General features: G+C 50.5%; 20 protein-coding genes. 1 reads left to right on the top strand and 19 read right to left on the bottom strand.

All coding sequences use genetic code 11. The features are described from left to right. Positions 1 to 62 precede the first annotated feature (62 nt). From VF724_RS17475 to VF724_RS17445, 7 genes are all read right to left on the bottom strand, one after another. Positions 63 to 491 (bottom strand): ParA family protein, encoded by a 429-nt coding sequence (locus VF724_RS17475; protein WP_442788075.1) that lies wholly within the window; start codon positions 489 to 491, stop codon positions 63 to 65. 136 nt (positions 492 to 627) lie between these two features. Beyond that, the gene (locus VF724_RS17470; RefSeq protein WP_371755527.1) at positions 628 to 2352 is read right to left on the bottom strand and encodes a DUF2326 domain-containing protein; all 1725 of its coding nucleotides are present in this window, start codon (positions 2350 to 2352) and stop codon (positions 628 to 630) included. Then, positions 2343 to 2570, bottom strand: coding sequence for an ABC-three component system middle component 6 (locus tag VF724_RS17465; RefSeq protein ID WP_371755526.1), 228 nt, complete (start codon positions 2568 to 2570; stop codon positions 2343 to 2345). Before VF724_RS17465 ends, VF724_RS17470 begins: the two co-directional genes overlap by 10 nt. Further along, complete coding sequence (locus VF724_RS17460) at positions 2554 to 3528, bottom strand: ABC-three component system protein (RefSeq protein WP_371755525.1); 975 nt, start codon at positions 3526 to 3528, stop codon at positions 2554 to 2556. The genes VF724_RS17465 and VF724_RS17460 overlap by 17 nt, the downstream gene beginning before the upstream one ends. Positions 3529 to 3848: 320 nt before the next feature. Beyond that, positions 3849 to 5372, bottom strand: coding sequence for a 23S rRNA (uracil(1939)-C(5))-methyltransferase RlmD (gene rlmD / locus VF724_RS17455; protein ID WP_371755524.1), 1524 nt, complete (start codon positions 5370 to 5372; stop codon positions 3849 to 3851). Further along, positions 5372 to 6295 (bottom strand): diacylglycerol kinase, encoded by a 924-nt coding sequence (locus VF724_RS17450; protein WP_371755523.1) that lies wholly within the window; start codon positions 6293 to 6295, stop codon positions 5372 to 5374. The genes rlmD and VF724_RS17450 overlap by 1 nt, the downstream gene beginning before the upstream one ends. Before the next feature lie 259 nt (positions 6296 to 6554). Beyond that, positions 6555 to 6851 (bottom strand): YerC/YecD family TrpR-related protein, encoded by a 297-nt coding sequence (locus VF724_RS17445; RefSeq protein ID WP_371755522.1) that lies wholly within the window; start codon positions 6849 to 6851, stop codon positions 6555 to 6557. Between the two features lie 444 nt (positions 6852 to 7295). Between VF724_RS17445 and VF724_RS17440 the strand changes: the two genes are divergently transcribed. After that, a complete protein-coding gene (locus tag VF724_RS17440) occupies positions 7296 to 7856 on the top strand; it encodes a hypothetical protein (protein WP_371755521.1) in 561 nt (186 codons plus the stop codon). A gap of 167 nt (positions 7857 to 8023) precedes the next feature. Here the strand turns inward: VF724_RS17440 and VF724_RS17435 are convergent, their stop codons facing one another. From VF724_RS17435 to VF724_RS17380, 12 genes are all read right to left on the bottom strand, one after another. Then, positions 8024 to 9091 carry a DUF3048 domain-containing protein gene (locus VF724_RS17435; protein WP_371755520.1) on the bottom strand — a complete coding sequence of 356 codons (1068 nt, stop codon included), beginning with the start codon at positions 9089 to 9091 and terminating at the stop codon, positions 8024 to 8026. Positions 9092 to 9181: 90 nt separating this feature from the next. Further along, positions 9182 to 9958, bottom strand: coding sequence for a DODA-type extradiol aromatic ring-opening family dioxygenase (locus VF724_RS17430; RefSeq protein ID WP_371755519.1), 777 nt, complete (start codon positions 9956 to 9958; stop codon positions 9182 to 9184). Between the two features lie 133 nt (positions 9959 to 10091). Further along, entirely contained in the window at positions 10092 to 10760 is a 669-nt protein-coding gene (locus VF724_RS17425; protein ID WP_371755518.1) for a Bax inhibitor-1/YccA family protein, read from the bottom strand. A 129-nt stretch (positions 10761 to 10889) separates the two neighbouring features. Beyond that, entirely contained in the window at positions 10890 to 12173 is a 1284-nt protein-coding gene (gene purD, locus VF724_RS17420) for a phosphoribosylamine--glycine ligase (RefSeq protein WP_371755517.1), read from the bottom strand. A 73-nt stretch (positions 12174 to 12246) separates the two neighbouring features. Next, complete coding sequence (gene purH / locus VF724_RS17415; protein WP_371755516.1) at positions 12247 to 13794, bottom strand: bifunctional phosphoribosylaminoimidazolecarboxamide formyltransferase/IMP cyclohydrolase; 1548 nt, start codon at positions 13792 to 13794, stop codon at positions 12247 to 12249. 341 nt (positions 13795 to 14135) lie between these two features. Continuing rightward, on the bottom strand, positions 14136 to 14849 hold the full coding sequence (gene purN / locus VF724_RS17410) for a phosphoribosylglycinamide formyltransferase (RefSeq protein WP_371755515.1): 714 nt from the start codon (positions 14847 to 14849) through the stop codon (positions 14136 to 14138). Further along, the gene (purM, locus tag VF724_RS17405) at positions 14846 to 15886 is read right to left on the bottom strand and encodes a phosphoribosylformylglycinamidine cyclo-ligase (RefSeq protein WP_371755514.1); all 1041 of its coding nucleotides are present in this window, start codon (positions 15884 to 15886) and stop codon (positions 14846 to 14848) included. Before purM ends, purN begins: the two co-directional genes overlap by 4 nt. Before the next feature lie 42 nt (positions 15887 to 15928). Then, entirely contained in the window at positions 15929 to 17407 is a 1479-nt protein-coding gene (purF, locus tag VF724_RS17400; protein WP_371755513.1) for an amidophosphoribosyltransferase, read from the bottom strand. Next, positions 17389 to 19635, bottom strand: a complete 2247-nt coding sequence (purL, locus tag VF724_RS17395; RefSeq protein ID WP_371755512.1) for a phosphoribosylformylglycinamidine synthase subunit PurL — start codon at positions 19633 to 19635, stop codon at positions 17389 to 17391. The genes purF and purL overlap by 19 nt, the downstream gene beginning before the upstream one ends. Continuing rightward, the gene (purQ, locus tag VF724_RS17390) at positions 19613 to 20305 is read right to left on the bottom strand and encodes a phosphoribosylformylglycinamidine synthase subunit PurQ (protein ID WP_371755511.1); all 693 of its coding nucleotides are present in this window, start codon (positions 20303 to 20305) and stop codon (positions 19613 to 19615) included. Before purQ ends, purL begins: the two co-directional genes overlap by 23 nt. Positions 20306 to 20571: 266 nt before the next feature. Beyond that, complete coding sequence (purS, locus tag VF724_RS17385) at positions 20572 to 20814, bottom strand: phosphoribosylformylglycinamidine synthase subunit PurS (RefSeq protein WP_371755510.1); 243 nt, start codon at positions 20812 to 20814, stop codon at positions 20572 to 20574. Between the two features lie 59 nt (positions 20815 to 20873). Beyond that, complete coding sequence (locus tag VF724_RS17380) at positions 20874 to 21758, bottom strand: phosphoribosylaminoimidazolesuccinocarboxamide synthase (protein WP_371755509.1); 885 nt, start codon at positions 21756 to 21758, stop codon at positions 20874 to 20876. Between the last annotated feature and the right edge of the window lie 3 nt (positions 21759 to 21761).

Genomic DNA, 21761 nt, shown 5'->3' with positions numbered 1-21761 from the left:
ATTAGGCTATTGTCGGGTACATTTTCGGTTTGGCTCCGCCAAACCGAATGGCGAATCCATGGCTATTTCCCGCCATATAATGAAGCGGCGAACAGCATACAGTCGATCAGAACGTAGTCGTAGTCGGCTTTCACAGCATCAATGTACGAACGCAAAATCATTTCCCTGCTCATCGTGTTTACGAGTGACACTTCGACAGCCGACAGTTCAATATTGCCGGGCATCAGGTCAACGCCTTCGGGGTGATGCAGAATGCCTTCCCGCGCATCATACGGTTCTTCCAGCATCGTTTTCGTCAACATCGTAGCGAGCGATACCGGCAAACTGTCCGGCTCGTGAAACCCGAGCGAATCCGTCAAGTTGCCTTGCGCATCCGCATCGACCAGCAAAACCTTCTTGCCTTCGCCAGCCAACCCGATTCCCAAATTAACCGCCGTCGTCGTTTTGCCCACGCCACCTTTCTGATTGGCGAGAGCGATTACCTTGGCCATCCAGCACATCTCCTTTCACGCAAAAAGGCGGTTGCGCTGAAGGTTCAGGGCAACCGCCTTTTTGAAAAGTATCTATGTAAAAAGAGAACGCCGGAATAGTGGCGCTCTCTTGGATATCTCACAAACATTTAAGGTTTTATTGTTCTTCTATTCTAAACAATTTGCTTTCCTGAGACAGTTCAACTACTACATGAGCTTTATCAAGCAGGCTTTCAGGCAACTTATCCTTTAAAATAGAAACAACCAATTGTATATTTTTGTTGCTGACATAATCAGCAATTTTAATTAGTTGATTGTCGTGCATTAATTCTTTTTTGTCATTTAGAAGGAAATGCAAACTCGGTATCTCTTCCTCATCAGCAAATAATATGGCTGCAAGATCAAAACATAAAATCTCGCCCTGTTTTTTTCCTGAGCTTAGGTTTGCATTAAATGCACTAAATTTATATATCTGCTGTTGAGTCTTTTTGTGAAGAACTTTATCATACTTCAACGCATATTTTTCGCCGTACAATTCAAAAGAAATCTCAGAGAAGTGTTTATTGAACTTGTTAATTTGGCTCTTTAACTTTTCTTCAAAACTGTCTGAAAATAATACGTCATCAATAACTTTAATTTTTGCATTAGTTTCTTCAATATTTTTTTCTACTTCATCTAATTGTGAAATAATACTTTCGTATTCTCCCTTAATTCTATATTTATCATTTAGCTCTGCTATAATTTTTTCTAGCTCCTCAAAAGAGTCGCCTTTAGATATTGCCATCGCCAACTCTTTCTCCTGTATTAGCAATGAATTCAAATTCGTTTCTTCAGTCTCGATTTTTACTACTAGAGAAGGTAATTCAGAAGTTATGAACTTAATTTTTTCAACGAGCATATTATTATGGTATGCCACTAGGTCTTCGAAAGTCTTTTGTAAATTACCAATATTGGCATTAGCCTCTGCATAAAGTATTTCTAATTGTTTTAAGTCAATATTTGCCTTGCTACTTTCCATTTCTTTTTGAGCCTCTTCAATGAGGTTCTTTCTGATATTCATTTTACTTATACTGGAGCTACTTTTATTTATTCGATATTTTACAATGTTAAGTTGTTCTAATTGATTTTCGAAATCCTCATTCAGATTGAAGTTTGACTTTTTCTCATTTAATTTGGTTATATCATCTTCAATCATCCTTAAAGCAATTTCATAAGCCGTTTTTGTTTGCTTTTTTTCCAGTCGTTCTTTGAAAGCTTCTTCTTGCTTTATTTTGGTCACTAATACTTGCTTTTCTGCACCTTCATCGAAGTCACAACCTAATAAGAACAAGTATAGAGTCTCGTACTCAACATCAGAGGAATATTTATCCAAAGTCTTTAGTGTATTATTAATATTCTCATCCTTATATCTAATATTGTGAGAGATGATCTGTCTAAATGTAGGTTTCTCAGCATTATGACTGGGAAATAGAAGTCTCTGTAACTCGTCTTCAAAATCCTTTTCGAGAATTGAATTACCATTAATTCTTCTAATGCTCTTTTTACGTGACAGAAAATTACGTTCAATTACTACTTCATCAGAAGCCTCACCCAATAAACCCTCAACAAGAGTTAGAGTAATCAATACTTCTTCATCTACAAGGAAATCTTTAACCAAGTCATAGACTTCTTTCTTATTCTCTGTATCCGAATATATTATGGAAGCGCTAGCGCCTAGGCAGAAGTCTATCAGCTTCAATACTGTTGTTTTTCCAACATTATTCCCTGTCGATTTATCATCGCCTGACGGTGTTTCATCAATGATTAAGTTTAAGCCTGAGTGGAAAGTTAGTTCCCTTATGGTTCCTGTGCGACTTGATATTTTCAACGTTTTTATGAACATAATTCCACCCATCCATCATCATCTATCTTTGCAGAATCAATGAGATACAACCAATCCAAACAAAGCATAAAAGTGGGAAACGACATATTATATTGACTTCTAATCCTTTGATACAATTCAAAAACTTGCTGTTTAGCATGCTGTTTAAGCTCTTTTAAAACTAAGGCACCATTATAATAAATGCTAAGTTGGGGATGAATATTATCCGGCAATAACATGGCTATACCCCTCTGGATTCTTAAAAATTTTGCATCTTACAAAAGCATCTACGACTAAAATGTAAACGCAAAGTTCAAGTTCTTCATACGGGATTTCAATATAATTTTTGCTCTCGATGATTATCTTAGTTATGTTATCGATTATACTGTAGAAAAGTTCCTTTGAGTTAGTTTTTTCATGTTGCATCATTGTGTACTGCTTTTTGATTATTTGAAAAACGGAAAAACTTTTATTCGAACCTTCTCTATCAAACTCAGTGTATTTACCGTCCAGCTTTTGGTAAAATATCTTATAATCATCAATTGTCTCTTTTACATCTGACAAATCGTTAAATAATATTTTCTTATCTATTTCAAAGGTATTTATTTCTGGCGATTCAATACTGTTTGTTAGATTCTCGCTTGCAAGAATATTTATGATGGTCGCGAGGTTTGTATCTACTTTAAGTACATCAATATCATTCCCAAGTTCTTTTTTTACAAACTCAAATACCTCTCGTTGTTTGTCAATTTTCATGTTTAGCACAACTTTTAATAAAGAATTTACGTCCACAATATCATCTGCAGGAGAAAAAGCAGCATTATGTGGATTAGCAAAACTCGATTCCCGGAGCTTTTCCGCATCTCTAGCAATCGAAATAAACTTGAAGCGGTAGCCTGGATAATCGACAAATATCTTTTTCTTTAAAGAACTTTCAATTTTTTGTTTTGTGCAGGTTGAAGACACTTGTGCTATAACCCGTTGATTCATATCAACCAAATCAATTCCTTCAATATTCTGTTTGAGTACGTTCATATTAACCAACGTAAATCCAAACAATAGATTCAACAAATCTGCAAAAAACGTTTCTGAATAAATGTTTAAATCTAATAAATTAATCTTTCCTCGTTTCTCAATCCGATGTGCCAATATCTCCAATTTTTCCTCTATGTAATTGAAATATTTACTCCGATTCATCAGCAGAACATACCCCTTATGCTCATATTTCAAAAAAATGAATTAGGTTCTACGTAACTGATTATTCGACAAAACCTTGGAAATTCCTCTGCCATCGAAGTTTAATAAAAAAAGAACGCCAATCTAGGAGATGTGGACGTTCTTTCATTTAACTACCACTGAATAGCTGCGAGATATCTACATATCTACGCATACGACGTCCAAATCCAAGTTCAAAACGACCGAAACCTCGATTTTGTCCTTGAGCAACTTATTTTTGAAGTCGCTGCCGTCCGCCGTGAATGTCATAAATCGCGCAAAGTGTTGAAAACAAAGGATTTCTACGTATCGATGCGTTGTATTCCTATTACGCACTCCACATGCACCGTATGCGGGAACATATCCACCGGCTGGACCTCGACGGTCCGGTAGCCGCCGTCCTCGAGGATCCGCAGGTCTCGCGCCAGCGTTGAGGGGTTGCACGAGACGTAGACGACCCGCTTCGGACTCATCGCCAAGATCGTGTCAAGCAGCAGCGGATCGCAGCCCTTGCGCGGCGGATCGACGACGATGATATCGGGGTCGATGCCCAGCTCCTTCCAGCGGGGGATGACTTCCTCGGCTTTGCCCGCTGCGAATTCCACGTTCGCGATTCCGTTCAGCTCGGCGTTGCGCCGTGCGTCCTCGATCGCTTCCGGGACGACCTCGACGCCGTACACCTTGCCGGCATGCCGGGCCAGGAACAATGAAATCGTTCCGATCCCGCAGTAAGCGTCGATCACCGTTTCGCTGCCCGTTAGTCCAGCGTACTCGACAGCTTTATCATACAGCACCTTCGTCTGAACCGGGTTGACCTGGTAAAACGACCGCGCGGATATCGCGAAGCGCACATCACCGATCATGTCATAAATCACGTCTTGACCCCACAAAACGCGGGTTTCTTCCCCGAAAATGACGTTCGTATGCTGACGGTTGATATTCTGGCATATGCTTCGCACTCCCTCAATCTCTTCCCGGATGCGCCGGATCAAGATTTCCGCCTTCGGAATGCGCTCGCCGTTGGTCACCAGCACGACCATCACTTCGCCTGTCCGGAAACCGAATTTCACCACCACATGGCGGAGTAGCCCCTGGCGGGTTTCTTCATTATATGCGGAGATGTCGATTTCCCGGGAAATTTGTTTCACCCTCCGAACGACCTCGTCGTTGCGGTCATGCTGGATCAGGCAGACATCCATGTCGACGATGCGGTGGCTGCCTTTGGCGTAAAATCCCCCGACAAGCCCGGCTTCCGACTCGCCCATCGGCACCTGCGCCTTGTTGCGATAGCGCCAAGGCTGATCCATTCCCAGTGTCGGATGAACAATCACCTCAGGCCCCGTCATTTCGTATGAACGTCCGCCGGAGATCCCTGAAGAAAGCCCCTCAGAAACTCCGTCAACCCCTTCGTCCGTTTCTCCGAGCCCTATCGCTGATCCGCTGCCCGCTCCGTCCATCCGCACCTTCAGCTTGCCGATCCGCTCCAGATTGTCGACGACCATCCGGTGTTTCCAAGCCAACTGCGCGTCGTAGCTCAAATGCTGAACCTGACAGCCTCCGCACTGCTTATAGATCGGACAAGCCGCTTCGGTCCGGTCCGGGCTCGGTTCCAGAACCTCCAGCAGCTTTGCGTAGCCATACTGCTTTTTTACCTTCAACACCTTGATCCTGACCTTTTCTCCGAGGAGTGCCCCTTGAATAAAAAGGGTAAAGCCGTCCACACGGCCTACCCCTTCCCCGTCATGGTTCAAACCGGTGACGTTCACGATATATTCATTGTTCTTGCCGACAGGAGGAGTCCGGTCGGCGATCTTTTCGGAAACCACTACAAATTCACTCCGTTCTGCAAATTGGACAGGCCGGGATCGGCCGCAATGATCTTCAGATGGCTCGGGAGCACGGAAAACTCACACGGCAGCGTGCCGCCCAATTCTCCGTCCAGATTAACTTGCACGTAATCGGGAGATGAGATTCGCAATTCTTTGGTCTTGAAGTGAATGAGATGCGGATCGTGAATGTGTTCCCCCCGGAGCGCCAATGAGACGATGCGAATGAATTCGGCGAGGTTGCACTTTTTCAGGATAAGCACATCGAGCAATCCGTCCGACATGCTGGCGTCCGGCGCCAGCCTTTCGAAGCCGCCTACCGAATTGCTGTTGGCAATCAGGAACAGCATCACTTCCGCATCGAGATCGATTTCTTCCGAACGAAAGCTCATTTCAATCGGGCGCAATCTCGGCAGCTTTTCCAAGCCTTTCATGTAATAAGCCAGCTGGCCGATGGCCGTCTTCATCTTGCTGGGAACCTCGTAGGTCAGTTCGGTCATTGAGCCTCCCCCGGCGATATTGATGAAATATTTGCGGTTCACCCTGCCGACGTCGATCGGACGGACATGCTGCTGAATAATTAAGTCGCAGGCATACTCCCAGTTGCGCGGGATGCCCAGCGCGCGGGCAAAATCATTCGTTGTTCCAAACGGGATGATCCCCAATTTCGGCCGGTACTCTTTGCCGGCCATGCCGTTGATGACTTCGTACAGCGTCCCGTCTCCCCCGGCGGCAATCACGATATCAAATTGCCTTTCGATCGCGTCTATGGCCGCCAGCGTTCCGTCTCCTTCTCCGATGGTCGCGTGGCAGGAGGTCTCCAGTCCCGCACGTTCCAGCCGCTGGAGAATGTCCGGAAGTTTCTTTTTAATTTCTTCCCGACCTGATGTCGGATTATAAATCAAACGTGCTCGTGTGGCCACTCTCATCACCTGTCAACAAAAATTCAAGCTCCAAATCCTTGATTTTTCAATCCCATCTGCTAAAGAAAAATAGCTTGTTCGCCTTTACATGTATGCTATCCAATCCCGGATGGAAAGTCAATCCAGATGCCGTGCGGATTCGCTCAAAAAGCGCAGCGGCCCCGCGCCCCGCAACGAAGCAACCGCCCGCAGCAGACCGCGGACGGTTGTTCAAATAGCAGGAGGTCATGAAAAGGTTGTGAAAGTCGGATTCGTTGGATCAGTCGAAGCGCCCGAGTCTTTCCAACGCCATTTTGTAGCCGTCGTTCCCGTAATTCAAGCATCGCTTTACACGGGAAATCGTTGCCGTACTGGCCCCCGTCTCAGCTTCAATCTGGTTGTATGTCGAACCTTTGCCAAGCATTCTGGCCACTTCCAGCCGCTGCGAAAGCGATTGGATTTCGTTGACCGTACACAAATCGTCAAAGAAAACATAGCATTCTTCCACCGTTTTTAGGGTTAAAATCGCCTCAAACAACTGATCTATCGATTTATCGTTCAGTTTTTTCAACTGCATGCATCCTCATCCCCTGTATCACCTGCATAGATTTCAACTTTACCATTTGACGGATGTCCGAAATTTCTTTCTTAATGATACTTTATTTCTGTAAAGACTTCAAGCGTTGACACTCCGCACTGCTGAAGCCGTGGGATTCTGGGCTAGTGGGTACGTCCCGTTCGCAGTCCGTTTCCGGTTTGGACAACTGCCAAGTTTAGGGCTGTGCAATCAGTGGACAAAAATACAAAAATGGTAGTTGATTCGCTATACGGTTGTTGCAATTTTTCTATAATTTTTGTCCTCCATGACGATTATATCAATTCGAATATCCAGCTCCAACAAAAAATTCGGTAATATCTCAAATTCAATTTGGGCGTTAACTTAGATGATATCGTGATAAACGTCCAATCCTTATGTTTGCCCATCACATAGGCTAAAAATAAAAAAGGGTTGTGATCATTCATGTATGAGAATAGACCGGAACAGCTCCACCGGAACCCTAATGATAACGGGAATGGGCAAGCCGTAGGCCAAGGCGAGCCACCGATAACCGGCGTGGAATATCCCTACTTCAATCCTGACGGCGGACCGAACTATCCCGTGCCCTACCAACTCATGCAGCAGCCTCAAGCACCCCAACTGTATCAGCAGTATCCGCAGCTTCAGCCATACCAGCCGCCTGTCTCCTATTTGCCGCAGCAACATAAAAACACCGAATCCGGCAACGGAAGCGGAGGCTTCAAGCTGCCCGTCAACGAAATCAAGACGATCGTCGACCGCATGGGCGGTTTGGACGGCATTATGTCAACCGTGTCCAAAATGCAAAAGCTGGTAACCTCCGTCCAAGAAGTCACCCCGATGCTGCGTTCACTGTTAGGTTCATTCGGAAAAAAAGCAGCCACAACCGGAACTCACCGCCATCGAAGCCGCAGCAGAACGAGTACCGGACCCAGTAAAAGATCCCGAAACTCGCATTCCCGCAAAAGATCGGCTGCAAAGCGAAGGAGGCAGGGCTCGCGATGAAATTAGTTCCACTTTGGGCGGGAAAGTATCAAGCGGTTTAATTGATCTTTGCTTTTTCGAAGTTATTTCGTCGCGATGCCATTGTATCGCCGTGTAGACCAAAAATGCCAAGACCCTGTTCGTTGGGACAGGGTCTCAAGGTACTGAAAGGAATACATTATCCATTCTTATTGAAAAGAAACCTTCGACCCGATTGGAATTACTTGAATCCATGTGTTTCCCGGAAGCAGCTCGGCTTCTTCCCCGTTGATAAATGCGCGGATGACGCCGTTCTTCCGCTCCCAGGTCACCTCGCGAACCTTCCCTTCCTGGACGAGATAACCGTTGCCGGGTCCGTGCACATCCACATGACGCCTTCCGTAATTATCCACAATCTGATGTTTCGCCTCGACGATGAGGATGTTCTTGGCGCTCAGTTGTTCACCGGTTTCTTTATCGGTGTGGGGCTTGCCCTCCATGAACCGAAGGTAGCGTTTCGACGCTTCATCATACTTGTAATTGACATAGTATTTCTGTATGTAATGAATTTCCACATCGTTGGCGGGTTTTCCGGGAAGGTTGACGCCGTCTGCCGCAAACTTCAGTCCCGGATTGGTCCACTCCGTACGGAGCTTTCTGCGTTCCACTCCCAAGCGGATTTTCTCAATGCTGGTGTATAAATTGTGCGGCGGCTTCCGGGAATTGTCCCGCCAGTAATAGGAGCCGTCTCCATATACTTCGTCAAAATGCGCCAGCTTCCGTTCCGTCAGCAGATCCATGGCCTCCTGGCTCCACCCCGCATGGACGATCAGCGCATCCACGCCGTCGCCGATTTCCACGAAGTAAGGGCGAATGCTGCGAACCGGCCCGATCACCTTCGGGGAATGGCTCTGAAAGACCGCGACGAATCGGGTAATATCCCCTTCAGCCAAAATTTCATACACCAGATCCGCCTCATTCAAGCCGGACTGCGGACGAGCCTTGGCTTGATTTTCCACCATAACCATGACGGGACGTTCCTTAACTTCCTGTTCTGTCCCGATACCGGTCAGCGGAAACGCATAGGGAAAACTCTGCTTTGCTTCGGGCACGCTTTGGTCCGCTTTTCCCGGTTCCATAGTTTCCGAATTGGGCGTCGCCGCCGACGTCAGCGCTTCCTTAGCCGGTTTCGTCGGCTTCTGCCCGCAGCCAGTCAGAACCAATGTCACGCCCAATACCACGGTCAGGAATAAATAGACTCCTTTGAAAGGTTTCAATCCGGATCACCCCATGGAAACGTTTGTGCTTCCATTTAAACATATTTTCGCAGATTTGTCTCAAGAATCTTGTTTTTTCGGCAAAATCCATCATCCGAATTGCCAGCAGCTTTGACTGAGCGAGCCATAGACATAGCTTCTGTGGAGGAGCTTTGAAGCTTGCGCCCGGTCGGCGGCGCCCATTGCATACAGCAGCGGAATGAAATGCTCGTTCCCCATCCAGGGAACGGCCTCATGGGCAAACGGCGCCCTCCGTTCATAATCAAACAGCGCGTGCAAATCCCAGTGCTCCAGGCAATCCGCCAGCCAATCGTCAAACTGCACCGCCCATGATTCGACTCCGGTGTTTCTACGATTCAATCCGGCCAGATTATGCACGGTTCCACCGCTTCCGATCACCAGAATATCCCGCTCTCTGAGCGGGGCAAGCGCTTGACCGATGCGATAATGCTCTTCCGGAATCAGATTCGGATTCACCGACATCGATACGACGGGAACATCCGCTTGCGGATATAAGAGACGCAGGACGACCCAGGCTCCGTGATCCAGCCCTCTGCGCCCATCCTTCTCATACGCGATGCCCTCAAGAGCAAACTGCTCCTCAATCGCCTCCACCGTTGCCCTGCTGCCGCGCGCAGGATAGCGAATCCGGTACAACTCATCGGGAAAACCGCCGAAATCATAAATCATTTCGTAGGCTTCAACGTCGCCGATCTTCTGAACCCGGCTCTCCCAGTGCGCTGAAAAAATCACAACCGCCTTCGGAAGCGCATAACGGCCGGACAGCCGGTTCAAAAACTCCGTATAGGCATTGTTCTCAATCGCCAAAAGCGGCGACCCGTGGGCAATAAACAATGACGGAAGCATGCAATCCTTCTCCTCCTGACTTGATTATTCAACACGCTGCCGAAACCTGCAACTTCTTATGCGGGAAAAAAAACCGCCGCGCATCATGATGCACGGACGGCTTGTCGTTAAGCGGACGTCCGGGGGTCGGCGTTCAATCCCGTGAATACCCCAACAATCTTAAAAGGTAAAGAAAAAGATTAATGAAATTCAAATACAAATTGAGCACCGCCAACGGAATTTGATCTTCGGGAATGCCGTTTTTGTATCTGGAGATGTCAAACAGGATGAAGCCCGAGAAAATCAGGACTCCGCCTGCTGCAATCCATAATCCCAATGTGCTTCCGAACCCGCCTATAAACAAACCGACCAAGCCGAAACCGATCAGAATCAACAGACCGATCATCAGAAAGCCGCCCAAAAAACTGAAATCCCGTTTGGAATAATAAGCGTAAAGGGTTAGACCGGCAAAAATCACCGCGGTCAGCAGGAAAGCCGTTTCAACGAGCGCGGCACCCCCCGTCTGCGCATAATATTGAATCGATGGAAAAATGGTGATGCCGCTGATAAAAGTAAATATATAAACAAACGCATAGCCGATCGGCTTCCCGCGGCGGCGCACAAAAAAGGCGGAGATCAGCATGACGAATTCCACAACCATCAACGGCAGCACCAGAGCCGGAGGAATAAACTCCGTCCCGACAACCGTTCCGGCAAAAGAGACCAGTATCGACAAGGTGAACATCCGCAGCAGCTTGTGGAATGATGCATTATACGATCGCTTGGTGACACCGCTCATGGATTGCCCGTGTTCCAGATTCATGACGTTTCCCACCTTAGCAAATGGATGAACCGCCGACGCTGAACAGGCCGGCGGTTAATTTTATTGTAGCATATCTGGACGAGAGGCTGCCTTAAATTACGATAAAAAAGTTAATATAAAAGGAAAATTTTACGAGTCGCTCCGTCCGGCGGCTGCAATCAACGCTTTTTGGGCAATGTCCGTCCGATAGTGTCTGCCTTCATAGCGGATTTTCGCGGCGTCCGCATAAGCTTTGTCCCTAGCCTCGGCAATCGTCCTGCCGATGCCGGTTACGCCGAGAAGCCTTCCGCCGTTGGTGACGACCTGACCGTCCTTGAACTCCGTTCCGGCATGGAATACGACCGACTCCCGAACTTCATCCAGCCCGTAAATCGGAATGCCTTTGGCATACGGACCCGGATAGCCGCCGGAGGCAAGAACCACGCAAACGGCCGCTTCGTCGCTCCATTGGATGTCCATATCCTGAAGCCGTCCGTTGACCGTCGCCACAAAAATGTCTGCAAGATCGGTCTTTAACCGGGGCAAAACGACTTGTGTTTCGGGATCTCCGAACCGGCAGTTGAATTCAATCGTCTTCGGCCCGTCCTCGGTGATCATCAGACCGGCATACAGCACTCCCCGAAACGGTCGATCTTCCTGAACCATGGCCTCGGCTGCGGGCTTGAGGATTTGCTCCACGGCTTGATCATATACCGACTGGGGAATATGCGGCACCGGGGAATAGGTTCCCATGCCGCCCGTATTCGGACCCTCGTCATGATCATATACAGGCTTGTGATCCTGAGCGGCAACCATCGGACGAACCACGTTCCCGTCCACAAAGGCCAAGATCGACATCTCCTGTCCCGACAGGAATTCTTCAATGACCACCTTCCTGCCGGCTTCCCCGAATTCTTTGTCCACCATCATGGCCTTCAGCGCTTGTTCCGCTTCCTCCATACTCTGGGCCACCGTTACACCCTTGCCCGCCGCGAGTCCGTCCGCTTTGATCACGATGGGAATTTTCTGCTTATGCAGATAGTCTAACGCCTCATCATAATTTTCAAACGAGCGGTACTCGGCTGTGGGTATCTTGTATTTTGCCAGCAGTTCTTTCGTGAAAACCTTGCTTCCTTCGATAATCGCCGCTCGCTTATTCGGGCCGAACACAGGAATACGCTTTTCCTCAAAATAATCGACAATCCCCTCAAACAGCGGGTCCTCCGGACCCACAACGACCAAATCGACCCCGATATCGATTGCAAACTGCCGCAATTCCTCGAAGTTGCTTTCCGGAATGGGGACGCATTCGGCCATTTTCGCTATGCCTGCATTTCCCGGCGCACAGTAAATCCGGCTGACGGATTCGCTTTTTTTCAACGCCCAAATAATCGCATGTTCTCTTCCGCCCCGTCCAATGACAAGAATACGCACGATAACCCTCCTTAAACGTGCATTGTATTGTACCTAGTATATCAAAAAGCGGACGAGCCGCAAACGCTGCACATCAATGTTTAAAGTGACGAACGCCGGTGAACACCATCGCAATCCCGTGCCGGTTGGCTGCCTCGATCGAATCCTCGTCGCGGATCGAGCCGCCCGGTTGGATAATCGCCGTGATTCCGGCTTGGGCCGCCAGCTCCACCGTATCGCTCATCGGGAAAAACGCGTCGGAAACCAGTACGGCGCCCTTTGCCTTTTCTCCGGCTTGCTCCGCTGCGATTTTGGCCGCTCCGACCCGGTTCATTTGCCCGGCTCCAACGCCAACCGTCATGGAGTCCTTGACGAGCACAATCGCGTTCGACTTGACGTGCTTGACCACCTTCCAGCCGAACAGCATCTGCCGAAGCTCCTCTGACGTCGGCTGACGCTTCGTTACTACTTTCAAGTCGCTCTCTTGAACCTGCAGGCGATCGCTTTCCTGAATCAGCATGCCGCCTTCTACAGAGGTGACAAGCAATTCGGGCTGATCACCGCTCTGCAGCATTTCCTCCCCGAGCTTCAGCAGCCGGATGTTTTTCTTCTGCTGCAGAATGTTCAATGCTTCCTGCGTGAAATCCGGAGCGATGACGATTTCCAGAAAAATCTCGTGCAGCAGCTCGGCCGTGGACTTGTCGATTGTTCGATTGGCCGCAACAATGCCGCCGAAGATCGAGGTCGGATCGGATTCATATGCCTTGCGGTAGGCCTCGAGAATGCTTCCGCCGATCCCCACGCCGCAGGGATTCATATGCTTGACGGCCACCACGGCCGGCTCGCTGAATTCCTTCACGATCTGCAGCGCCGCATTCGCATCGTTGATATTGTTGTAGGACAGCTCTTTGCCGTGCAGCTGCTCGGCTGTGGTGATGTTTCCCTTCGGAGCCAGGGGCTTCCGGTAGAACGCCGCTTTCTGGTGCGGGTTTTCGCCGTATCTGAGCTCCTGCAGCTTTTCATAGGTAACCGTATAGCGTTCCGGCAGCGGTTCCCCGGTCTGCTTGGACAAGTAATCGGAAATCAGCGCATCGTAAGCAGCCGTATGGCGGAATACCTTGGCCGCTAGACGTTTCCTGGTTTCCAGTGTGGAGTCTCCGCCGTCCTTCATTTCCCGGATCACCGTCTCGTAATCGGCCGAGTCGACCACAACAGTAACGAATGCATGGTTTTTGGCTGCCGAACGAAGCATGGTCGGACCGCCGATATCAATGTTCTCAATAGCGTCTTCGTATTCAACATCGGGTTTGGCGATCGTCTGCTGAAACGGATACAGATTAACGACCACCAAGTCGATGTAGTCGAGTCCGAGCTCTTTCATCTGCGCTTGGTGCTCCGCGCTGTCGCGGATCGCCAAAAGTCCGCTGTGCACGGCGGGATGCAGCGTTTTAACCCGTCCGTCGAGAATTTCCGGAAATCCGGTCACTTCCGAAATGCCGATGACCGGCACCCCGCTTTTTTCCAATAAGCTTTTGGTGCCGCCCGTCGAGATAAGATGTACCCCCAGCTTGACCAGCTCTTCGGCAAACGGAACGATGCCGGTTTTGTCGGATACGCTAATGAGCGCTCTGCGTATGGCCACTTTATTCCCTCCAATTTAAGTTATGTACAATGGGATCGCATTTCCCAATCAAATCAGTGATAGCGGAACTTTGTACCGTTATTTTAGCGGAAATTGATTCCGTTATATATCGTTTTTCCCGGCCTTGGGCCGTTATTATCGGTAAATAACGGAAGGTTTTTCCTCTATCATGGCTTGAAACAGCAACAAGAACTGTAATAACGGAACATAGTTCCCTTATCTAAAAAGAAACCGATGCGCGCGTGCCGGCGATTGCCGCCATGCAGCGCCATACCGCCGTTGGAAGCTTGCCGTTCACAGACATTCCGTGAACAGCCGTGCACCCGCCCGTGCGCATCCCGTCAATCCTGCAAAACCCGCACATTCCTGCCTTCAAGCAGGACCCTGCCCTCGCGGATCCAACGGATGACCTTGGGATACAGCTTGTGCTCCGCAGCATGGATTTTGATCGACAGGGTCTCCTCCGTATCGCCGTCGCGAATTTCGACTGGAGCTTGAGCAATGATCGGTCCGGAATCCATTCCTCCGTCGACATAATGGACGGTCGCCCCCGTAATCTTCACTCCATGCTCCAGCGCCTGCCGGATGGCGTTCACGCCGGGAAACGCCGGCAGCAGGGAAGGATGAATATTGATCATCCGGCCATAATAGGGTTTGACCAGAATATCGGTGATCATCCGCATGTATCCGGCAAGCACCACCAGGTCGATCTCTTTCGCCTTAAGCAGCGACAGAATTTCCGACTCATACTGTTCTTTCGCATCGTAATCCTTCGGCCGGAAGGTGAAAGCGGGCACGCCCGCCTGCGACGCCCGCTCGACCACTTGGGACTGCGGTCGGTCACAGACCAGCAGCTCAATGCGCACATCCAGACAATCCTCCCGGACCGCATCGACGATCGCCTGAAAATTGGAGCCGGTTCCCGATGCGAAAACAGCAATCCGAAAAGGTCGGGTGCTTTCTTTTGCCGCTAATGATTCTTCTTTTGCTTTTTTTCCCGCTGCGAATTCTTCTCTAGGTGCTGTCAAAGCTTCATCGATCCCGTCCGCTTTCATATTTCCAAACCTGCAAAAGTGACGATTCGGCTGCCTTCCGTAACCGTGCCGATCACATATGCCTGCTCCCCTAACGCTTCCGCGAGGTTCACCGTATGTGGCGCCTGTTCCGCAGGGACGACCATGACCATCCCGATGCCCATATTGAAGGTGCGGAACATGTCCTCATGGCTGACGCTGCCGAGTCGCTGCATCAGCTTGAAGACCGGCGGAATCGGCCATGAGCCGTAATCGATCCGGACATTCACCTGATCCGGCAGGACGCGAGGAATATTCTCGATGAAGCCTCCCCCGGTAATATGCGACAAGCCTCTGAGCTCCACATTTTTTAGCAGCTCGAGAACCGTCTTTACATAAATTTTCGTCGGGGTCAACAGCACGTCGCCAAGCGGAGCGCCCAGCTCATCCACAACTTGATCCAAAGAGTATCCGTGCTCCTCCAGCAGCAGCTTGCGCACCAGTGAAAAGCCGTTGCTGTGCACGCCGCTCGAAGCGAGACCGATTACGGCATCCCCCGGACGAATGAACGAGCCGTCGATCATCTTCCTGCGATCCGCAATGCCTACGGCAAAGCCGGCAATATCGTATTCCCCGTCGCTGTACATTCCGGGCATTTCCGCCGTTTCACCGCCGATCAGCGAGCACCCTGCCTGAACACAGCCTTCAGCGACGCCCTTGACGATCGCTTCGATTTTCTCCGGAATCAGTTTGCCGCAGGCCAGATAATCCAGGAAAAACAAAGGCTCGGCTCCGGACACCACAATATCGTTGACGCACATTGCGACTGCGTCAATTCCGATCGTATCGTGCTTGTCCATCGCAAAAGCCAGCTTCAGCTTGGTTCCCACACCGTCGGTGCCGGACACCAGCACGGGTTCTTCGTACTTGCTTTTGTCCAGACTGAACAAACCTCCGAAACCGCCAAGATCGGCGAGCACTTCCGGACGAAAGGTTTTGCGGACATGCGTTTTCATCCGTTCCACCGCTTCATTGCCTGCCGCGATATCCACGCCGGCTTTTTTATACGCATCGGACATCTATGATCACTCCCTTAAGTGCCTTTATTTCATCGCGAGCCCTTATACCCTCGAAATCATTTGCTTCGAAAAATCACCGGTTTTTGTCGGATAGTCATTATCGAAGCAAGCCATGCAATGTCCCCCGTTAATCCCCTCATCCATGCGGCCGATTGCCTCCTGCAATCCCTCTTTGCTCAGGAAATGCAAGGAGTCTGCGTTGATCGCCTTGCGGATCTCTTCCACCGTTTTGGCCGACGCAATAAGCTCCTCCCTGCTTGGAGTGTCAATTCCATAGAAGCAAGGGTTTGAAAATGGGGGCGAGCTGATGCGCACATGCACTTCTTTTGCTCCGGCCTCCCGCAGCATATTCACGATGCGCAGCGAAGTGGTTCCCCGGACGATCGAATCGTCGATCATGACAACGCGTTTGCCCTCGACCACCTTGCGGACCGCGCTCAGCTTCATTTTGACGCCCTGCTCCCGAAGCGCCTGGCTCGGTTGAATAAACGTGCGTCCCACATAGCGGTTCTTGACCAATCCCAATTCATAGGGGATTCCTGTCTGCTCGGCGTATCCGATTGCCGCGGATATGCTTGAATCCGGCACGCCCGTAACCACATCGGCGTCGACAAAGCCCTCAATCGCCAGCTGGCGGCCCATCCGCTTGCGGGCAAGATGGATATTGATCTGATCAATGTCACTGTCCGGCCGCGCAAAATAAATATATTCCATCGCGCAAAGCGCTTTTCTCTGCTGCTGTGCAAAGCGCTCCTCACGAATGCCGTTCTTGTCGACGATGATCAGCTCACCCGGCTGCACGTCACGAACATATTCCGCGCCGATCATATCGAATGCGCAGGTTTCCGACGCGAACAGGACAGCGTCTCCAAGCTTGCCCATCACCAGCGGACGAAGCCCGTGAGGATCCAGGGCCGCGATGATCCGCTCCTTGGTCAAAATCAGGAAAGCAAAGCCGCCGACCAACTGCTTGAGACCTTCCTTGAGGGCCTGAAGCATATCCTCATGCCGCGAGCGGGCAATCAAATGCGCCAGCACTTCCGTATCGCTCGTCGTTTGAAAAATGGAGCCCTCACGCTCAAGCTCCTTGCGGATCTCGGGCGCATTGAGGATGTTTCCGTTCGTGGCGATGGCCAAATCCCCTTCCCGGTATTTGAACACCAGCGGCTGCGCATTGGCGACGCGGCTTTCGCCGGCCGTGGAATAACGGACATGGGCAATCGCGACCGGACCGGTCAAATTCTGCATGATGTCGTTCGTAAACACCTCTTTGACCAGTCCCATTCCGCGGTGATAGTGGAACTCGCTGCCGTCCGACACACAGATTCCGGCGCTTTCCTGCCCGCGGTGCTGCAGCGCGTGAAGCCCGTAATACGACAGCGAAGCCGCTTCGTCATGGCCGTATACGCCAAACACGCCGCACTCTTCCTTCAGCTTGTCAAACATATCTTCATGCTGCACACCGTCGTTGTAAAAACGGCCCGTCCATTGGGGAATATCGTTTAACTTCTCATTAGGCATGGGATCGCGTCCTTCCAAACCTTTTCTAGTAGAGACACGGGTGACTGAACGACCTTCTCCTGATTAATGCCGATGATAACATCCTTGCCTCCGACGGTTCCCAGCCGAGCAATCGGGATGCCGCGGCTTTCCATGTGCTTGCGTAGCGCTTGCGCATGCTCCGGACGAACGGAGACGAGCACCCTGGATTGGCTTTCACTGAATAGGGCGATATCCTTGCGCAAATCGGTGACGAAGTTGATTTCCCCGCCAATTCCGCCGCTTATGCAGGATTCTGCGAACGCTACGCCCAATCCGCCTTCCGAAAGGTCGTGCGCTGATGCCACCAAACCGTCGCGAATGGCCTGCAGCAGCCCGCCCTGCAGCCGTTTCTCCGCATCCAGGTCCAACTGCGGCGGCCGTCCTTCAGTGACCCCGTGAAGCACATACTGGAATTCGCTTCCGCCCAGTTCCGCTTTCGTTTCGCCAAGCAGGAAGATGATGTCTCCCTCCTGCTTGAAAGCCTGTGTGGTAATATGATCGATATCGTGAACCAAGCCGACCATACCGATAACCGGCGTCGGGTAGATGGCGCCCTTGGCGTTCTCATTATAGAGGCTGACATTGCCGCTGACGACCGGCGTTTCAAGCTTGCGGCAAGCCGCGGAAATGCCGTCCGCGGCTTTTTCCAGCTGCCAGAAAATCTCCGGCTTCTCCGGATTGCCGAAATTCAAATTATCCGTAATCGCCAGCGGCTGCCCGCCGGAGCAGACCACGTTCCGCGCCGCTTCACTGACGGCGATCATGCCCCCGACTTCCGGATCCAGATACACATAGCGGCCGTTGCAGTCGGTTGTCATGGCCACCGCTTTGCGTGTGCCCTCCACAAGCACGACGGCAGCGTCCGAGCCCGGCCTGACGGCGGTAGCCGTGCGAACCATATAATCATATTGGTTGTAGACCCACTCTTTGCTCGCTACTGTCGGAGAAGCAAGAATCTTTTGCAGCGCTTCCTCCAAATCCGTCACTTCCAGATAGCGCGTGGTGTCCACTTCAGCCTGCTGCTTGTAATATTCCGGTACGGCCGAAGGCTTCTGATAAACCGGACACTCGTCGACAACCGCCGTGACCGGAAGATCCGCCACCAAATCACCGTGGTGGAACAATTTATAGCGCCCGTCATCGGTGACCTTGCCGATTTTTTCGCAATAAAGTCCCCAACGCTCGAAAATCGCTTTCGCCTGCTCTTCATTATGCGGTTCGACGACAAACAGCATCCGTTCCTGCGATTCCGACAGCATCATCTCGTAAGGGGTCATGCCCTCTTCCCGTTGCGGAACGCGATCCAGATACAGCTCCAATCCGTTGCCCGCCTTGCTGGCCATTTCCGCGCTCGAACTGGTCAAGCCGGCCGCTCCCATATCTTGAATGCCGATGACGATGCCGGAATCGATCAATTCCAAGCAAGCTTCCATGACGAGCTTTTCCATGAACGGATCGCCGACCTGTACGGCCGGACGCTTGGATTCCGACTCCTCGGAAAGCTCCTCCGAAGCGAAAGTCGCACCGTGGATCCCGTCCCTTCCCGTGGCCGGCCCGACATAGAACACCGCGTTGCCGACACCCTTTGCGACACCGCGTTGGATTTTGTCGTGGCTGATCAAGCCGACGCACATCGCGTTGACCAGCGGGTTGCCCTCATAGCTCTCATCGAACATAACTTCGCCGCCGACCGTGGGAATCCCGATGCAGTTTCCGTAACCGGCAATCCCCGAAACGACGTTCTCGAACAAATATTTAACCCGCTCGTTCTCCAGCCGCCCGAAGCGCAGCGAATTCAGCAGAGCCACAGGACGGGCGCCCATCGAGAAAATATCCCGGATGATCCCTCCGACCCCCGTTGCAGCTCCTTGGTAAGGTTCGATCGCTGAAGGATGATTATGACTTTCAATTTTGAACGCGACGCCGAGATTGTCGCCGATATCGATAATCCCCGCGCCTTCTCCCGGTCCCATTAACACGTGCGGTCCGTCAACCGGAAATTTCCGGAGCACCGGCTTGGAATTTTTATAGGAGCAATGCTCCGACCACATTACGCTGAAAATGCCGATCTCCGTATAGTTAGGTTTTCTGTCGATCAGGCCGCAAATTCTAGCATATTCTGCATCCGTCAAGCCCATTTGACGGTAAATTTTCTCGTCCGCTATCTGCTCCGGCGTCGGTTCCTTAACCGATAACTGCTGGGTCATGTTTCTCCCTCCATGTCCGCAAAACGGAAGTGAACATCCGCTTGCCGTCTTCCGATCCCAAAATCATATCGACCGCTCGTTCAGGGTGCGGCATCATCCCTACCACATTTCCCTGTTCATTGCAGATGCCCGCAATATCGTCAATCGAACCGTTCGGATTTTCGTCCGCGTAACGGAACACAATCTGATCGTTCGCTTTCAGCTTCTTCAAGGTTTCCTCATCACAATAGTAATTGCCTTCCCCATGCGCAATCGGGATATCGATCAATTCACCCGGCCCATAATCCTTCGTGAACGGGGTCCGGTTGTTCTCCACACGCAGCATCACCTTATGGCAGCGAAACTTCAGCGTCTTGTTGCGCAGCATGGCGCCGGGAAGCAAGCCCGTCTCCAGCAAAATCTGAAATCCGTTGCAGATTCCGAGAATGTATTTTCCCTCTTCCGCGGCTTTCACCAGCGCATCCATAACCGGCGCAAACCGGGCGATCGCTCCGGAACGCAAGTAGTCGCCGTAGGAAAAGCCTCCGGGTACAATAATGCAGTCATACTTGGACAAATCCGTTTCCGTATGCCATACATAATCCACCGGCTGCCGCAGCGTCTGCTCAACCGCTTTGTGGCAGTCCAGATCACAGTTCGAGCCGGGGAATACCAGAACGGCAAAATTCATGTGAACTTCCTCCTCTTAAAAAAACCTTTATCGAAGCTAATTCAATGATGAGTGACCGCTTTTAAAGGTGGGTTTTTATGCCAATAAGAATTTGCCTTTCCGAATGACCGGAAACTTGTAAATTCTTATGTGGTCAAATAGTGCAAAACACGATCATCGACAAATACTGATGATAGCAGTTCGAAACGGTAGTACCACTCCGGCTTCGGACTCAGACCTTATTGAAGTTCGAAACGGTAGTACCACTCCGGCTTCGGACTCAGACCTTATTGAAGTTCGAAACGGTAGTCCTCAATGACTGTATTGGCCAGCAGCTTCTCGCACATCGCTTTTACCCGGTTATCCGCTTCCGCGCGGTTATCCGTGTTCAGCTCCAGCTCCATGTATTTGCCGATGCGGACGCTGCCCACTTCATCGAATCCCATCGAATGCAGCGCTCCCTGTACGGCATTCCCCTGCGGATCCAGTACGCCCCGCTTGATAGTTACATATATGGTTGCTTTGATCATCTGGTGAACCCCTCCATTTTTTCGTTAAAAAATGTCCTCGCTGATATATTTCAATGGGTTTATTGTGTTAAGCGCCTCAGAATTTCCGCATACCGCCGGGCGGTTGCCTCCACCACGGACTGCGGAAGCTCGCCGGGGTCGCTGACTTTATCCCAATCCGAATGGGCCAAATAGCTTCGTACCGGCTCTTTGTCCATACTGTCGATTTCAATGTCCAGCGCATAATTTTCTTTGGCCCAGTACCGGGAAGAGTCAGGCGTGAACAGCTCGTCGATCAGAATGATTTCCCCGTTGCAGATGCCGAATTCGAACTTGCTGTCCGCCAGAATAATTCCGCGTTCCGCACAAAATTCCGCGGCAAATTCATACAGCTTCAGGCTTTTTTCCATCAGCTGCGTGGTCAGCTCGGAACCGACCATGGTCTCCATCCGTTTGATCGGGATATCTTCGTCGTGTCCGACGTCATTTTTGGCCGACGGGGTGAAGATGGGGGAATCCAGACGCTGGTTTTTGCGCATACCTTCCGGAAGCTCAATACCGTTGACGGCACCCGTCTTTTGGTATTGTCTCCATCCCCCTCCGGTAATATAGCCCCGGACGATGCATTCGATATCGATCCGCTGGGCCTTGCGTGTGACCATGATCCGATCCTTCAGCAAATCCTTGTCCGTGACGAGGTCACCTAGCAGGTTCACATCCGTATGCACCACATGATTCGGCTGAAAATGCTTTGTCTGCTCAAACCAGAAGGCGCTCAGCCGGTTGAGGACACTGCCTTTGCCGGGAACCGGCGGCCTCAGGACAAAGTCGAAGGCGGAGATCCGGTCGGTCACGACGATCAAATAGTGCTTCCCGAGATCATACAGCTCACGAACCTTTCCTTTATACAGCAGCGGCGCCTTGACATAATCGACGGCGGTTGTTATTGCAGCAGGTGAAGTCAAATG

This window comes from Ferviditalea candida (assembly GCF_035282765.1).
GTDB lineage: Bacteria > Bacillota > Bacilli > Paenibacillales > KCTC-25726 > Ferviditalea > Ferviditalea candida.
Note: the sequence above shows the minus strand (reverse complement) of the source record. Positions and strands in the feature narration are given on the sequence as shown.

Excerpts from the sequence above, each read along its gene's own strand:
- purQ (WP_371755511.1), bottom strand. The coding sequence starts at position 20,305 with ATGAATTTTGCCGTTCTGGTATTCCCCGGCTCGAACTGTGATCTGGAC.
- VF724_RS17460 (WP_371755525.1), bottom strand. The coding sequence starts at position 3,528 with ATGAATCGGAGTAAATATTTCAATTACATAGAGGAAAAATTGGAGATA.
- purS (WP_371755510.1), bottom strand. The coding sequence starts at position 20,814 with ATGATCAAAGCAACCATATATGTAACTATCAAGCGGGGCGTACTGGAT.
- VF724_RS17475 (WP_442788075.1), bottom strand. The coding sequence starts at position 491 with ATGGCCAAGGTAATCGCTCTCGCCAATCAGAAAGGTGGCGTGGGCAAA.
- purM (WP_371755514.1), bottom strand. The coding sequence starts at position 15,886 with ATGTCCGATGCGTATAAAAAAGCCGGCGTGGATATCGCGGCAGGCAAT.
- VF724_RS17465 (WP_371755526.1), bottom strand. The coding sequence starts at position 2,570 with ATGTTATTGCCGGATAATATTCATCCCCAACTTAGCATTTATTATAAT.
- VF724_RS17445 (WP_371755522.1), bottom strand. The coding sequence starts at position 6,851 with ATGCAGTTGAAAAAACTGAACGATAAATCGATAGATCAGTTGTTTGAG.
- VF724_RS17425 (WP_371755518.1), bottom strand. The coding sequence starts at position 10,760 with ATGAATCTGGAACACGGGCAATCCATGAGCGGTGTCACCAAGCGATCG.
- purN (WP_371755515.1), bottom strand. The coding sequence starts at position 14,849 with ATGAAAGCGGACGGGATCGATGAAGCTTTGACAGCACCTAGAGAAGAA.
- VF724_RS17430 (WP_371755519.1), bottom strand. The coding sequence starts at position 9,958 with ATGCTTCCGTCATTGTTTATTGCCCACGGGTCGCCGCTTTTGGCGATT.
- purL (WP_371755512.1), bottom strand. The coding sequence starts at position 19,635 with ATGACCCAGCAGTTATCGGTTAAGGAACCGACGCCGGAGCAGATAGCG.
- purF (WP_371755513.1), bottom strand. The coding sequence starts at position 17,407 with ATGCCTAATGAGAAGTTAAACGATATTCCCCAATGGACGGGCCGTTTT.
- VF724_RS17470 (WP_371755527.1), bottom strand. The coding sequence starts at position 2,352 with ATGTTCATAAAAACGTTGAAAATATCAAGTCGCACAGGAACCATAAGG.
- VF724_RS17440 (WP_371755521.1), top strand. The coding sequence starts at position 7,296 with ATGTATGAGAATAGACCGGAACAGCTCCACCGGAACCCTAATGATAAC.